This window comes from Fictibacillus phosphorivorans (genome assembly GCF_007673525.1).
Classification (GTDB): Bacteria; Bacillota; Bacilli; order Bacillales; family Fictibacillaceae; genus Fictibacillus; species Fictibacillus phosphorivorans_C.
The window spans coordinates 1-15,274 of sequence record NZ_VDZU01000003.1 but is presented as its reverse complement, the minus strand read 5'-3'; the positions used below and the strand labels follow the sequence as shown (position 1 = coordinate 15,274).

Here is a 15,274-nt window from a genome sequence, read left to right as displayed (position 1 = left end):
TTTTAGACCTCCCCCTTTTTATTATCTGATAACACATATTCCATCATGTTCGTTAATCGTTCATGGTTATTCAACAGATAAAGATAACCGATGATCGCTTCAAAGCTTGTGGCATGCCGATACGTTTGAACATCCGTATTTTTCGGTACCGTTCCCTGGTTCGCATTGCGGCCACGCTTAATCACAGCGACCTCTTCTTCTGTAAAATAGTTCTCTTCAAGCAGCTGAACGACCATGCTTGCTTGCGCTTTTGCTGAAACAAACTTTGTGGCAGATACATGGAGCTTATTCGGTTTCACCTGTCCGTTACGGATTAGGTGTTCACGCACGAACTGCTCCATTACTGCATCTCCCATATAAGCAAGCGTGGTTCCGTTCAGTTGTTTAATATCTGAGTCCGTTATCTTCATTTACTTATCTCTTTTCCACCGAACACCTTGTGCGGTATCTTCCAAAATAATGTTCTGTTCTTTTAACTGATCACGAATTTCGTCAGCGCGAGCAAAGTTCTTTTCTTTACGTGCTTGATTACGTTCTTGAATAAGAGCATCAATCTCTTCGTCTAACAATTCTTCTTCTTTATGAAGAGTAAGTCCGAGCACACCAGCAAGCTCATCGAACAGAGCGATGAACTCTGTAATAACGGCTTTCGAAGTGTTCTTCTCTTGCAAGTATACGTTCGCTTCTCTCGAAAAATCAAAAAGATGAGAGATCGCGTTCGCCGTGTTGAAATCATCATCCATATCCGTGATAAATTTCTCTCTTGTTTCTTTAACAAGCTGAGTCCATTTTTCTGAATCCATGGAAAGGTCTGCCGATACACTCAAGCGGTGTTTCAAGTTTTCATAAGACGTACGGATTCTATTCAATCCTGCCTCTGCCGCTTCTAACAACTCTTGACTGAAGTTGATCGGATTGCGGTAGTGGACGGCCAGCATAAAGAATCGAATAACTTGTGGATCCTGCTGTTGTACAAGATCATGAACAAGAACAAAGTTCCCAAGTGATTTGGACATTTTTTCGTTATCAATATTAATATACCCATTATGCATCCAATACTTAGCCATCGGAGCTTCATTTAATGCTTCCGATTGTGCGATCTCATTCTCATGATGCGGAAAGGCTAGATCTTGACCGCCGCCATGAATGTCGATTGAATCACCTAAGTATTTTTTAGCCATCGCCGAGCATTCGATATGCCACCCTGGGCGACCTTTCCCCCAAGGACTCTCCCAATAGATCTCTCCATCTTTCGCTGCTTTCCATAGCGCAAAATCAAGCGGATCTTCTTTTTTCTCTCCTACTTCAATTCTCGCACCAGATCTTAAGTCGTCGATCGATTGATGAGAAAGTTTACCATAACCGTTGAACGAACGCGTTTTAAAATAAACATCCCCCGCTGCTTCATAAGCAAACCCTTTTTTGATAAGGTTCTCGATAAAATCAATGATCTCTGGCATCGTTTCTGTTACACGCGGGTGCGCATCAGCCTTTTGTACGCCTAGTGCGCAAGTATCCTCATGGTAGGCGTTGATGAATTTCTCAGCGATCGTTGGAACATCGCTTCCCATCTCGTTAGCCGCTTTAATGAGCTTATCATCAACATCCGTAAAATTGGAGATGAATTGCACTTCATAATTTCTGTATTCCAAGTACTTTCTTACCGTATCAAAAACAATAGCCGGTCTTGCGTTACCGATATGGATATAGTTATATACAGTCGGTCCACACACATACATTTTTACTTTTCCTTCTTCTAACGGAACAAAAAGCTCTTTTTGACGTGTCATCGTATTATAGATTTTAATACCCATTTAAACTTCACTCCCTTTTTTCAATGTTTCCAATTCTTCACGCATTCGTTTCATCTCGTTATGCATCTCTCTAAATTTATCAGCTACCGGATCAGGCAAATCGCGATGATCAAGTTCGCATCCTACTTTGATGCCGTCTTTAATCACAACTCTTCCTGGAATCCCAACTACGGTCGCATCAGGCGGAACATGTTGAAGAACAACCGATCCTGCTCCCACTTTTGAATTTTTTCCGATGGTAATGTTCCCTAGAACCTTGGCTCCTGTAGCAACAAGAACGTGATCTTCGAGCGTAGGATGCCTTTTACCTTTTTCTTTTCCCGTACCTCCGAGCGTAACGCCTTGATAGAGCGTTACATCATTACCGATGATACACGTTTCGCCGATCACCACACCCATTCCATGATCGATAAAAAAGCGGCGGCCGATCTGTGCGCCCGGGTGTATTTCGATGCCGGTAAAAAAGCGGCTGATCTGTGAGATCAAGCGGGCTAAAAACAGCCAGTTTCGTTTGAATAACTTATGTGCTAATCTATGGGCCCAAACCGCGTGCAGTCCAGAGTATGTTAAAAATACTTCGAATGAACTTCTAGCCGCTGGGTCTTTCTCAAAAACAACCTGAATGTCTTCTTTCATGGCTGAAAACATGTTCTCCAACCTCCTTGCCTTTTTATAAAAGGGACTTGCCTGTTACGCGTGATGTCTCAGGCATTTTTTATTTTCTTCATCGCAAAATTGATTGGAGTGTAAGGTGCGAGACTCCTGGGGGATCAGCGGGACAGGTGAGACTCTTAACAGCGCTAAGCGCTAAGAGGCTCACCGCACGCCCCCCGGAAAGCGAGTACCTGTAACGGAAATCAACTACTTTCAAGAGCGACGAAGACTACAAATAAAAAACGCCCCTGTGCCAAATATGACACAGAGACGTACGGATAGACGCGGTTCCACTCTGTTTAACAGGCTTATTAAACTCACCTGTTCCCTTAAGCTCCATAACGGGGAGTTGCCGCCCAAACCTACTAAAATTTTCGGCATGGGACTCCGAGGGGCACTTCAGCAAGCATTTTCATGAACCACTTTCAGCCGGTGATGGTTCTCTCTACTATGAAAAGGCGCTAGCCTACTTTCCTCATCTGCGTTTTACACGTTTATTATAAGTTTCTTTTACTATATTATAATCTTTGCAAAATGTGTACTTTTATTACTTTTTAATTTGAGTCAGTACAGCATTTACGCGCTTTGTAATAACATCTTTTCCTAAAAGAGAAACAGCAGCAGGCAGGTCTGGACCATGTTGCTGACCAGTCGTCGCCACACGGATCGGCATGAACAAGTTCTTCCCTTTTTGACCCGTTTCCTTTTGAACAGCTTTCATCATTGCTTTGATGTCTTCCGCTTCAAAAGAATCACTGTTTTCGATCTGAGTTAAGAACGATTCCATAACGGATGGAACACCTTCACCTTGCAATACTTCAAATGCTTCCCCTTCGTACTCGATCTCTTCTTTGAAGAATAGTTCCGTTAAGTCTACGATCTCTGCACCGTAGCTCATTTTTTCCTGATGAAGAGCGACAAGCTTCGTAATCCACTCTTGTTCTTCAGGGCTAGGGTTCATAGACACTCTGCCCGCTTTTACTAGGTGAGGCATACACAACTCAACGATACGAGCTACGTCTTGTTGCTTCATATATTGGTTGTTCAGCCACTCTAACTTTTGCGTATCAAACACGGCAGGTGCTTTGGATAAACGGTTCGGATCAAAAATTTCAATGAACTGTTCTTTGCTGAAGATCTCTTCTTCTCCACCTGGAGACCAGCCTAATAGAGCAATAAAGTTAAACAGCGCTTCTGGCAAGTATCCGAGATCTTTGTATTGCTCGATAAACTGAACGATCGATTCGTCGCGTTTGCTCAGTTTCTTACGATTTTCATTCACGATTAATGTTGTATGACCGAACTTCGGATGCGAAAATCCTAACGCATCATAGATCAATAACTGCTTCGGTGTGTTTGAGATGTGATCATCTCCACGCAGTACGTGAGTGATCGCCATTTCGTGGTCATCGATAACAACCGCATAGTTGTAAGTTGGAATTCCATCTTTTTTCACGATAACAAAGTCACCAAAGCCACTTGATTCAAAAGATACTTCACCTTTAACCATGTCATCAAACGTGATCGTACGGTCTTGCGGAACCTTAAAACGAATGCTCGGACGGCGACCTTCTTCTTCTAGAGCCGCTTTTTCTTCCACTGATAGGTTTAGACAGCGTCCATCATAAACAGGAGTATCCCCTTTAGCCATCTGCTCTTCACGAGACACTTCAAGCTCTTCTTCTGTACAATAACAAGTGTATGCAAGACCTTTTGAAAGTAGTTCATCTGTATACTTCTCGTATAGATCTAAACGTTCCATCTGACGATACGGACCGTAATCTCCTCCGATATCAACACTTTCATCCCAATCCATACCGAGCCATTTTAAGTGATCCAGCTGACTCTCTTCTCCGCCTTGAATGTTACGCTTTTGATCCGTATCTTCAATACGAATAATAAATTTCCCGCCAGTATGGCGTGCATATAGATAATTGAATAGAGCTGCACGTGCATTCCCTATATGTAAGTGTCCCGTTGGACTTGGTGCATAACGCACTCGAACTTCGTTTGCCATCATGTTTCACCTCTAAAAATATTTTTTACTTAACGATGATGCCTTTGAAAGTAGTTGATTTCCGTTCCAGATGCTCGCTTTCCGTGGGGCAGTCGATGAGCCACATTCGTACGTTTCACTCTTAAGTGTCTCACCTAACCGCCTGTCCCACAGGAGTCTCGCATCTTCCACTCCAATCAACTTTATCAGAGAAGATAATGAACGGAATGCTCCCAAAGCAACATTTTTTAAAGTGCCTTTTCTATCAAAACAACCGCTTGAGCTGCGATTCCCTCTTCGCGTCCAGGGAAACCTAGCTTTTCAGTAGTCGTTGCTTTCACGTTGATTCTTTCTACATCAACCCCAAAAATACCGGCGATCACTCCGCGCATCTCTTCAATGTACGGAAGCATCTTTGGCTTTTGAGCAATGATCGTACAATCTATATTACCTAAAGAATAACCTTTTTTCTCAACCAATTTCCAAGAATCGAGCAGCAAACGCTTCGAATCTGCGTCTTTGTAAGCTGGATCTGTATCTGGAAAGTGTTTGCCGATATCTCCTTCACCCGCTGCACCTAGCAATGCATCTGTGATGGCATGCAAAAGAACGTCAGCATCAGAATGCCCTAAAAGTCCCTTCTCATAAGGAATCGTTACACCGCCAATGATTAACGGACGACCCTCACTGAAGGCATGTACATCAAAACCCTGTCCGATGCGCATCATGCTTTTTCCCCCTGTCTCTCTAACAAAATGGCTTGTCCAAATAACAAGTCATCAGACGTAGTTAATTTTATATTATGATAGTCTCCCATTACAATAGCGACTGTTCGTCCAATTCGTTCTACTAGGCTTGCGTCATCCGTTCCAATATAGCCTTCTTCGTCTGCTTTCTTGTGTGCATCCATTACGATAGAAAGACGAAAAGCTTGCGGGGTTTGAACAGCCCACAAGCTGGAACGGTCGATCGTTTCTTCCACTTGATTCTCGATTACCCGCTTAACTGTGTCCTTCACAGGAACAGCTAACACGGCAGAGCCGGTATCTCGTGCCGTGTTAACTAGTTGTAAAATAGAATCGTGTGTGATGAAAGGACGCGCTGCATCATGAATGAGGACGAGATCTGCATCAGTAGGTACGAACTTCAAACCCTCATAAACACTTTGCTGACGCTCTTTTCCGCCTGGAACGATTTTGCGCACTTTTTGATATTGGAACGACTCTACAAAATATTGCATCTGCTGCAATTCCTTTTCACTACCGACCAAGATGACTCCCTCGCAATTTGAATCTTTTTCAAACACATCAAGTGTGTGAGCGAGGACTGGTTTTCCTAAAAGCTCGATCCACTGCTTTGAGATGCCAGCTTTCATTCGTTTACCTTGTCCTGCAGCAGGAATGACTGTCCAATAATTCACGTGCTTCCCCACCGTTCGTTACAATGCTTTTTCTAATAGTTTCTTTTTAGCAAAAATCATTCTGCCCGCTGATGTTTGGAGTACTGAAGTTACGATAACATCAATCGTCTTGCCTACATAATCACGACCATCTTCTACGACGATCATCGTTCCATCGTCCAGATAGCCTACACCTTGACTCTGTTCTTTTCCGTCTTTGATCACTTGTACTACAAGTTCTTCGCCCGGAAGAACAACCGGTTTAACCGCATTGGCTAGGTCATTAATATTCAGTACTGCAACGTTTTGCAGTTCACATACTTTGTTCAAGTTAAAATCATTCGTTACGACGACACCGGTTAGCAACTGAGCGAGTTTTACTAGCTTACTATCCACTTCCGTAACTTCTTCAAAGTCACCTTCATAGATTTCAACTTTCATAGAAAGCTCTTTTTGAATTCGATTTAGAATATCCAGACCTCGGCGTCCTCTGTTACGTTTTAGAACATCTGAAGAATCCGCAATATATTGTAATTCTTCTAATACAAAACGAGGAATAATGAGCGGACCTTCTAAAAAGCCAGTTTGACAGATATCAGCCACTCGACCATCGATAATGACGCTCGTATCTAGGATCTTATACTTACCACTCGGCTTTTCGATCTCTGCTTCTTTTTTACGCTCTTTTCCTTGGCTTTTCAATGAGAACAGCTGAATCAACTCATCTCTCTTTTTAAAACCTACCTGAAAGCCTAAATAACCGAGAAGGAATGTAATAGCGATAGGTAGTATGGAGCTGACCACAACAATATCCATAGAACTTAACGGTGACTGGATTAAAAATGCGACGATCAGTCCGATGATCAGCCCCATCGTTCCAGATAAAAGGTCAGTAGCCGGAGCCTTTACAACTGTTTCCTCAGCCCAGCGGATTAATCCTACTACGTAATCTGACAGCCAAAATGTAGATAAAAAAAGTATAAGTGCACCAATCACTGCCCCGACATATGGGGATGTTACCTGATTCGGAAGATCACCGAAGTTAAGTACACGAATAAGATCTGGTATATATAGATAGCCGAGCATGCCACCTATTACAATGAAAAATAGCTGAACAATTCTTTTTAGCATGCCTGATTCACCTCCCCTAATCATTATTTACAAAATGACCGTATTAAAAACGTGTAAAAGATAGAAAATTCCTTTTTTTTCAGAGGAAGTTTCCACTAGATATGACGATCGACGAAAAGCTGTTCCTGAATGCGTTTTAGACCTTCTTTTACTTTTTTGGCACGGATCTCACCGATACCCTCTACCTCGTCCAATTCATCAATGGACGCGCGCAAAATTTGCGGAAGGTTTTCAAATGCATCTGTCAGATTTTCGATAATAACCGCTGGAAGCCTTGGAATCTTGCCAAGAATACGGTAACCGCGTGGATGAATCGTCTCATCCTGCATATTCATACCGGCTGAGAAGCCTAAAAGTTTCATAATAACGGATTCATCGAACAATTCTTCAGATGATAGTTTGTTCAATTGGCGAAGAATCGCATAAGGATCACTTTCACGATCTTTCATATAGTCCTTGATTAAAAGCAGTGCTTCTTCCTCGATGTTTGAAACAAGCTCCTCCATCTGGATTCGAATTAGCCTTCCTTCAACACCAAGTTCATTAACATATTTAATAATCTCATTTTTTATGCGTAAAACCATCTCAATTCTGTGAATAACTTGTGTAACTTCTTGGAAAGTCACTAATTCTTCAAATTCTAGAGCGCCAAGGTTCGTAACACTTTGGTCGAAAACAACTTTATATTTCTCAAGCGTTTGAATCGCTTGATTCGCTTTCGTCAAGATCACACCGATCTCTTTTAACGAATAACGAATCATCCCCTGATACAAAGTGATTACGTTACGACGTTGAGAAATGGAGATCACAAGGTTACCTGTTTGACGCGCAACACGTTCTGCCGTTCTGTGACGGATCCCCGTTTCTGTTGACGGAATAACCGTATCTGGAATCAGTTGTGTGTTCGCATACAGAATCTTAACAGCATCTTCGTTTAAAATGATCGCACCATCCATCTTAGCAAGTTCATATAGAGATGCTGGTGAGTATTTGCAGTTAATAGAGAAACCTCCATCAACGATTTCTTTTACTTTATCGTTATATCCAACAACGATCAGTCCACCTGTGTTCGCTCGCAGTACGTTGTCAATCCCTTCCCGTAGTGGTGTTCCGGGAGCAACTAGCTGTAGCATTTGGCTTATGATTGCTTCTTTAATCGCATGATCCATAATATACTTTACCCTCCTAACGCTGCTTGTAATGCCTCATAAACGGTCGATACTCCGACGACTTGAATTCCTTTTGGAACCGTCCAGCCACCGATATTTTTATCAGGTATAATAGCTCGCGTAAAACCTAACTTCGCAGCTTCATGTACGCGCTGCTCGATACGGGAAACTCTTCTAACCTCTCCCGTTAATCCTATTTCTCCAATCATAACATCTGTTGGCTTGGTTGGTGAATCGCGAAAGCTTGATGCGATGCTGATCGCAACTGCAAGGTCGATCGCCGGCTCATCCAGACGGACACCGCCCGCAACGTTTAGATAAGCATCCTGGTTCTGAAGCAGCAACCCGACTCTCTTTTCTAAAACGGCCATAAGCAGTGAGACGCGGTTATGATCGATACCAGTAGCCATCCTTCTAGGATTACCAAAGCTTGTTGGCGATATTAGTGCCTGAAGCTCTACTAACATCGGTCGAGTCCCTTCGAGAGAAGCAACTACGGTCGAACCCGCTGCCCCTTTGGAACGTTCTTCTAAAAAGATTTCAGAAGGATTTAATACTTCTTCCAGACCTACTTCTTTCATTTCAAAAACACCGATTTCATTCGTAGAGCCAAAACGGTTCTTAACTGCTCTTAAGATTCGGAAAGTGTGATGCCGTTCACCCTCAAAGTACAATACGGCATCTACCATGTGCTCTAAAAGACGCGGACCCGCGATATTTCCTTCTTTTGTAACATGTCCTACAATAAATACAGCGATACCTTTTGTTTTCGCCATTCGCATCAAATGCGATGTACACTCTCGTACTTGCGATACACTTCCAGGAGCCGAAGTGACTTCAGCTCGATAAACGGTTTGAATCGAATCGATGATCATCACAGAAGGCATCACATCAGACATCGCCTGTTCGATCAGTTCTAAATCTGTTTCTGCCAAAACAAATAAGTCCTTTGCGTCGATCTCTAAACGATCGGCACGCAGCTTCGTCTGTTTCACAGATTCCTCACCAGATATGTATAGAACACGCTCTCCTTTTTTTGCGAGCTGTGCTGATGTTTGCAGCAACAGGGTGGACTTACCTATTCCGGGGTCTCCACCAACTAAAACCATTGAACCTGGAACGATTCCTCCACCTAGTACACGGTTGAACTCCTGATAGTTTGTTGGTATTCGCGGCTCTTGCTCGCTTTTCACATCCGCTATCGACTGAGGTTTCTGCTTTACGTTCTTATCTCCCCCAGAACTTAACCCTCTTATGTTTTTTTCAGGACGAATCGTTTCCTCCACCATCGTGTTCCACGCATGGCAACCGGGACATTTCCCCATCCATTTCGGTGATTCATAACCGCAATCTTGGCAAAGAAAGATTGATTTTACTTTAGCCATCTATAAAAACTCCTCTTCAAAACTTAACACTTTAATATCTATCTATTTCATAACCTTTAGTTTCTAGTTTCAGACGCTTCGAGAAATTGATACTTTTAAAAAACTTCATGGAAAGGTTGATTGGAGTGGAAGGTGTGAGACTCCTCGAAAATTACACTTCAAATTTTCTTCGTGCGATGTGTCGCTGCCGAAGCATTCCTTGTCCTGCGGGACGAGTGGGCAGGAGAGACCCCTAAAGGCGCAAAGCGGCAGGGGGCTCACCGCACGCCCCGCGGAAAGCGAACACCTGTAACGGAAAGCAACCACTCCTAAGAGCAACCATGAGTATGGAAACGCCTTTCTAATTCAAGAAAGTTAAATACTGAAAATATCAAGATTTATTCACTAATATCATAACATAAAACCTAACAACTACTTCCATTTGAGCTCTGCAAAAAAAGGCGAACAGGCAAGATTATTTCGACAAAAACCCGGAGGACATGTCTGTCTTCCGGGTCTTTTGTAGGATATTCTCATATGTGGTAAAAGTTAGACCGTTTGGACGACAAAATCGTTCTCGTCAACATCAATCTTAACGGTCTGCCCTTTGTTGATATTTCCTCTTAGAAGCTCTTCAGATAATCGATCTTCAATCTTACGCTGTAGGGCACGACGCAACGGACGAGCTCCGTAATCTGGATCGTATCCTTCTTCTGTAATCTTTTCGAGCGCAGCTTGTGTTAACTCGATCTCGATACCTTGATCACTTAAACGTTGTTTCAGTGATGCTGCCATCAGGCTAACGATTCTTAGTAAGTGCTCTTTTTCTAGAGAATGGAACACGATGATTTCATCAATACGGTTAAGGAACTCTGGACGGAAAGCACGTTTTAGTTCATCCATCACTTTAGACTTCATGTCATTGTACTTCTGACCTTCGTTATGAACAGCAAATCCTAGAGAACGGTTACGCTTAAGCGTGCTCGCTCCTACGTTTGAAGTCATGATCACAACCGTGTTACGGAAATCAACCGTACGTCCTTTAGAATCAGTTAAACGACCATCTTCTAGCACTTGAAGTAAGATATTGAATACTTCAGGATGCGCTTTTTCAATCTCATCAAGCAAGATAACAGAGTAAGGCTTTCTTCTAACTTTTTCTGTTAACTGGCCGCCTTCTTCGTGTCCAACATAGCCTGGAGGTGATCCAACGAGACGAGATGTTGTATGCTTCTCCATGTACTCGGACATATCGATACGAATAATCGCATCTTCATCGCCAAATAGTGTCTCAGCAACAGCTCTTGCAAGCTCAGTTTTACCAACACCTGTTGGTCCTAAGAAGATGAATGAGCCGATCGGACGCTTCGGATCTTTAAGTCCAGCACGTGCTCTTCGGATAGCCTTAGAGATTGCCGTAACAGCCTCTGATTGACCGATAACGCGATCATGCAGAATCTCTTCCATCTTCAGAAGGCGTTCTGTTTCCTCTTCAGCAAGTTTGGAAACCGGAACTCCCGTCCAAGACGATACTACTTGCGCGATATCTTCTGGTGTTACTTCTGTGTTTTCTTTACCTTGCTTCTCTTTCCAAACATCCTTCGTCTTTTCTAACTCTTCACGAAGGCGTTGCTCAGAATCTCGAAGTGAAGCCGCTTTTTCAAATTCTTGACTCTGAACAGCCGCATCCTTCTCTTTACGAACTTCCTCGAGCTTTTGTTCAAGCTCTTTTAAGTTCGGTGGAGCTGTATATGAACGAAGACGAACTTTTGAAGCCGCTTCATCAATAAGATCAATCGCTTTATCTGGTAAGAAACGATCTGAGATGTAACGATCAGATAACTGAACAGATGCTTCAATCGCTTCATCCGTAATCGTTACACGGTGGTGAGCTTCATAACGATCGCGAAGTCCTTGAAGAATTTGAATACTCTCATCCTTCGTCGGCTCGTTAACTGTGATCGGCTGGAAACGACGCTCAAGCGCTGCATCTTTTTCAATATATTTTCTATACTCATCAAGGGTTGTAGCACCGATACATTGAAGTTCACCGCGAGCAAGAGCTGGCTTTAGAATGTTGGATGCATCAATCGCACCTTCTGCTCCACCTGCACCGATAAGTGTATGAAGTTCGTCGATGAATAGAATGATGTTGCCCGCTTGGCGGATCTCATCCATCACTTTTTTTAGACGGTCTTCAAATTCACCTCTGTACTTCGTTCCAGCTACAACTGTACCCATATCAAGCGTCATTACACGCTTATCACGAAGTGTTTCTGGCACTTCGTTATTGATGATCTGCTGCGCTAAACCTTCAGCGATAGCTGTTTTACCAACACCAGGCTCACCTATCAATACAGGATTGTTCTTCGTACGGCGGCTTAGAACCTCAATAACACGCTGAATTTCTTTCGCACGCCCGATTACTGGGTCTAGTGTACCTTCACGAGCAATCGCTGTTAGATCTCGCGCTAAGCTGTCTAACGTAGGTGTGTTGGCACTAGCAGATGAACCTCTATGACTAGAAGAAGATTCATTGCTTCCTAGTAACTGCAGCACTTGTTGACGGGCTTTGTTAAGGCTGACACCAAGGTTGTTGAGAACACGAGCTGCAACGCCTTCTCCTTCACGGATCAAGCCTAATAGAATGTGTTCCGTTCCCACGTATGAATGTCCGAGTTTACGAGCTTCATCCATGGAAAGTTCGATCACTTTTTTGGCACGAGGCGTATAGTGGATCGTTTGAACAGCTTCCTGACCGCGGCCGATCAATGTTTCCACTTCTTTTTGAATCTTTTCTGGCCCTAGACCAAGAACTTGAAGTGCTTTTGCTGCAATTCCTTCGCCTTCACGGATCAGTCCAAGCAGGATATGTTCAGTTCCCACATTATTATGACCTAAACGAATCGCTTCTTCTTGTGCTAAAGCTAAAACTTTTTGTGCTCTCTCAGTAAAACGACCAAACATCATACTCGTCACGCTCCTTATCGGTTTTCCAATTTTATTCTTTCTCTGATTAAAGTGGCTCTTCTTATGTCACGTTCTTCTGGAGTTAGAACTTCACCTGCATATTGTTGAAGAAAACCTGGTTGTGTAAGTATCATAAGCTCATTGAGGATCGTTTTTGAAATGCCAGGTAAAATTTCTAAATCAATGCCTAGCCGCACATCTGATAAACACTTGGCAGCTTCTTTTGATTGGATGATCCGGCAATTCTCTAATGTTCCCAATGAACGGAATAACTTGTCTTCAAGCTGTAATTTCAATCCATCCTGCAGCTGTTGACGAGCTGCTCGTTCTTGTTGGATGACCTGCATGACGACACCTGCGAGATCTTCCATTATATCCTCTTCCGACTTGCCTAGTGTCATCTGATTTGAAATTTGAAAAATGTTTCCTTGCGCCTCGGTACCTTCCCCGTAGATCCCTCTTACCGCTAACCCTAACTGATTGATCGCTGGAATGATGCGGCTCATCTTTTTTGAGAGTACGAGAGCTGGAAGGTGCATCATGACAGAGGCACGAAGTCCAGTTCCTACATTCGTCGGACAGCTTGTTAAATATCCTCGTCTTTCATCAAACGCATAATCAACGTTCTTTTCGATAAAATCATCGATCTCATTCGCCCGATGAAGCACTTCTTCTAATTGAAACCCTGGTGCTAAACATTGGATGCGTATATGATCTTCTTCGTTCACCATGATGCTGACCGATTCATCTGCATTCATGAGAACTGCACCGTATTTCGCTTGCTCTGCTAAATTGGGACTGATCAAATGTTTCTCAACAAGTACCCGTTTTTGAACAGGTTTTAACTCCTCCATCATCAGCATTTCAAGCTTTTCTGCTTCTTCTTCATTTTCTGAGCTCATACAAGTCGAGATCGCTGAAATGACTTCATGAGCTGATTCTTTATCTGCTGCGATGGGAAATACATATTGATGAATATTTCTTGCAAGTCGGACACGGCTCGATAGAACTATATCCGATTCCGGCCCCTCCCGTTTCATCCAGGGACTGATTGCGTCACTGATAAATCGTTCCAAAGACATCGGTTACGTATCCCTCCCCTGTTGCAAGCGGTGCTCGATCTCTCTGATGACATCCCTTGTTTCAGCAGCTTTTTCAAATTCCTCATTTAATATATACTGCTGCAAAGCTTGCTTTAATTGCTGAAGCTGCTTTTTTTCTTGAATACTGCTTCCTGCACGGAGTGGAATCTTTCCCGCATGCAAAGTGTTACCACCATGAACTCTTTTAAAAATAGGATTTAGTTTCGATTCAAACGCCTTGTAGCAATTATCACACCCAAAGCGACCGATCTTCGCAAACTGATAATAACTCATCCCGCATTTTTCACAGCTTAATGAGGGCGGAATGAAGTTGGATGATGGCGTGTTCGGGACATGTCCATCGCCGTGTAAAAGCCCAGAAAGCAATTGGTGAATGGAAAAAGAATTCGACCCCGGCAAGAATTCTCCTTTTTCTTTGGCACAATGTTCACAAATGTGAAATTCAGTTTTCTCCCCATTTATGATCTTTGTAAAATGCAATGACGCTTCACGTTCATGGCACTCTTCACAATTCATTCTGCTCCCTCCCTTTATATAGAATGAAAAAAAGGGCTATGTGGTTCGATATTTTAACGTTTTTATCATAGCTTTTAATAATTCTGCTCGTAATTCGTCTCGTTCTGGAAGATTAAGTTTTAAAATAGATCTGTCCATCACGCTCAGCATAAGTCTTGCTTCTCGTTCTGAAACGATCGTCTCTTCCATAAGTCTCTTTATTACATTTTCTGCGTTGCCTTGCGATATCCTCTCACCAATCAAGGTGGTTAAGTGATCAATTAAGTGGGCAGAGCTTTCGGTACGGACCTTCATGATCCGAATATATCCTCCTCCACCTCTTTTACTTTCCACTACGAACCCCTTTTCAATCGTAAATCTCGTGTTAATGACGTAGTTTATTTGAGAAGGCACGCATTGAAACCTTTCAGCAATATCTGTCCGCTTAATTTCAATGGACGGATCATTAGAGCTCGAGAGAATTTGCTTTAAGTAATTTTCAATTACATCTGAAATATTCCTCATTTCCCCTCCCCCTTCTGACTTTGACTAACTTTGACTATAGTTATATTATAGCCTGCCTTTTTCCGAAAATGCAAATCTCTATCCACCATTATTGCCTCATGATTACCTTCTTAACCTGTATGATTCTGTCGAAAAGATGATGCTTTTGGAGGAGGATGGATGTACGCGTTAAGATGAGATGAATATTATAAGTGGCTGGTCTGTGGGGCGGTCGGTGTCGAAAATTTGATAAAAAATTTTATCCGTGAAATTATGAAGCTTATCCGTAAATATATGAAGGATTACCGTGAATAAAATCACGATTACCGTGAAATTATGTGGCTTTGGGTTGATGAGGAGATCTTATTTGGGGCTTGGGAGGGAAGATCAGGGCCGTTTGGATGAGTTTTTGGCTTCAAAGAGGGTTGAAGCATCAGCTAGTATTGCTTTTTAATGGATTTTTAGAGCTTTTGCTGAAGAATATCGCGTGTTGGAAGATGGCTGTGGCCATCTTCTTTCTATTTTGAGAGGTGTAGGTGAGTTTCGGGGCTGAAACTGATCTTCAAAACATACGGAGTGGGGTATCTCTGTAGTCTAATTAAGTCTGAATGTACAAAATTAAGTCAAAATGAGAGTAAATTAAGTCGGAACGAACCTCAATTAAGTCGAAAATCA

At 42.7% G+C, this 15,274-nt stretch carries 13 protein-coding genes and 1 other annotated feature; all 13 genes read right to left on the bottom strand.

The features are described 5' to 3' along the window. Positions 1-2: 2 nt before the first annotated feature. Positions 3-410 (bottom strand): Mini-ribonuclease 3, encoded by a 408-nt coding sequence (locus FS458_RS19035; RefSeq protein WP_144704562.1) that lies wholly within the window; start codon positions 408-410, stop codon positions 3-5. Next, positions 411-1,814 (bottom strand): cysteine--tRNA ligase, encoded by a 1,404-nt coding sequence (gene cysS / locus FS458_RS19030; protein ID WP_144704559.1) that lies wholly within the window; start codon positions 1,812-1,814, stop codon positions 411-413. After that, a complete protein-coding gene (gene cysE / locus FS458_RS19025; RefSeq protein ID WP_265589178.1) occupies positions 1,815-2,471 on the bottom strand; it encodes a serine O-acetyltransferase in 657 nt (218 codons plus the stop codon). Positions 2,472-2,731: 260 nt separating this feature from the next. Then, positions 2,732-2,959 (bottom strand) — a binding site (T-box leader). Positions 2,960-3,015: 56 nt separating this feature from the next. Beyond that, a complete protein-coding gene (gene gltX, locus FS458_RS19020) occupies positions 3,016-4,485 on the bottom strand; it encodes a glutamate--tRNA ligase (protein WP_144704618.1) in 1,470 nt (489 codons plus the stop codon). 227 nt (positions 4,486-4,712) lie between these two features. Further along, positions 4,713-5,192: a 2-C-methyl-D-erythritol 2,4-cyclodiphosphate synthase gene (gene ispF / locus FS458_RS19015; RefSeq protein WP_144704556.1), complete on the bottom strand. Its 480-nt coding sequence runs from the start codon at positions 5,190-5,192 to the stop codon at positions 4,713-4,715. Continuing rightward, positions 5,189-5,884, bottom strand: coding sequence for a 2-C-methyl-D-erythritol 4-phosphate cytidylyltransferase (gene ispD / locus FS458_RS19010; protein WP_144704553.1), 696 nt, complete (start codon positions 5,882-5,884; stop codon positions 5,189-5,191). Before ispD ends, ispF begins: the two co-directional genes overlap by 4 nt. A gap of 18 nt (positions 5,885-5,902) precedes the next feature. After that, positions 5,903-6,994: a PIN/TRAM domain-containing protein gene (locus tag FS458_RS19005; RefSeq protein ID WP_144704550.1), complete on the bottom strand. Its 1,092-nt coding sequence runs from the start codon at positions 6,992-6,994 to the stop codon at positions 5,903-5,905. 95 nt (positions 6,995-7,089) lie between these two features. Beyond that, a complete protein-coding gene (gene disA / locus FS458_RS19000; RefSeq protein ID WP_066390602.1) occupies positions 7,090-8,163 on the bottom strand; it encodes a DNA integrity scanning diadenylate cyclase DisA in 1,074 nt (357 codons plus the stop codon). Between the two features lie 8 nt (positions 8,164-8,171). Further along, positions 8,172-9,548, bottom strand: coding sequence for a DNA repair protein RadA (gene radA, locus FS458_RS18995; RefSeq protein ID WP_144704547.1), 1,377 nt, complete (start codon positions 9,546-9,548; stop codon positions 8,172-8,174). A 528-nt stretch (positions 9,549-10,076) separates the two neighbouring features. Next, positions 10,077-12,497, bottom strand: a complete 2,421-nt coding sequence (gene clpC / locus FS458_RS18990; RefSeq protein ID WP_144704544.1) for an ATP-dependent protease ATP-binding subunit ClpC — start codon at positions 12,495-12,497, stop codon at positions 10,077-10,079. A gap of 14 nt (positions 12,498-12,511) precedes the next feature. Beyond that, on the bottom strand, positions 12,512-13,579 hold the full coding sequence (locus FS458_RS18985) for a protein arginine kinase (protein WP_144704541.1): 1,068 nt from the start codon (positions 13,577-13,579) through the stop codon (positions 12,512-12,514). Positions 13,580-13,582: 3 nt separating this feature from the next. Then, a complete protein-coding gene (locus FS458_RS18980; protein ID WP_066390592.1) occupies positions 13,583-14,116 on the bottom strand; it encodes a UvrB/UvrC motif-containing protein in 534 nt (177 codons plus the stop codon). Positions 14,117-14,152: 36 nt separating this feature from the next. Beyond that, positions 14,153-14,620, bottom strand: coding sequence for a CtsR family transcriptional regulator (locus FS458_RS18975; protein WP_137792299.1), 468 nt, complete (start codon positions 14,618-14,620; stop codon positions 14,153-14,155). Positions 14,621-15,274 lie beyond the last annotated feature (654 nt).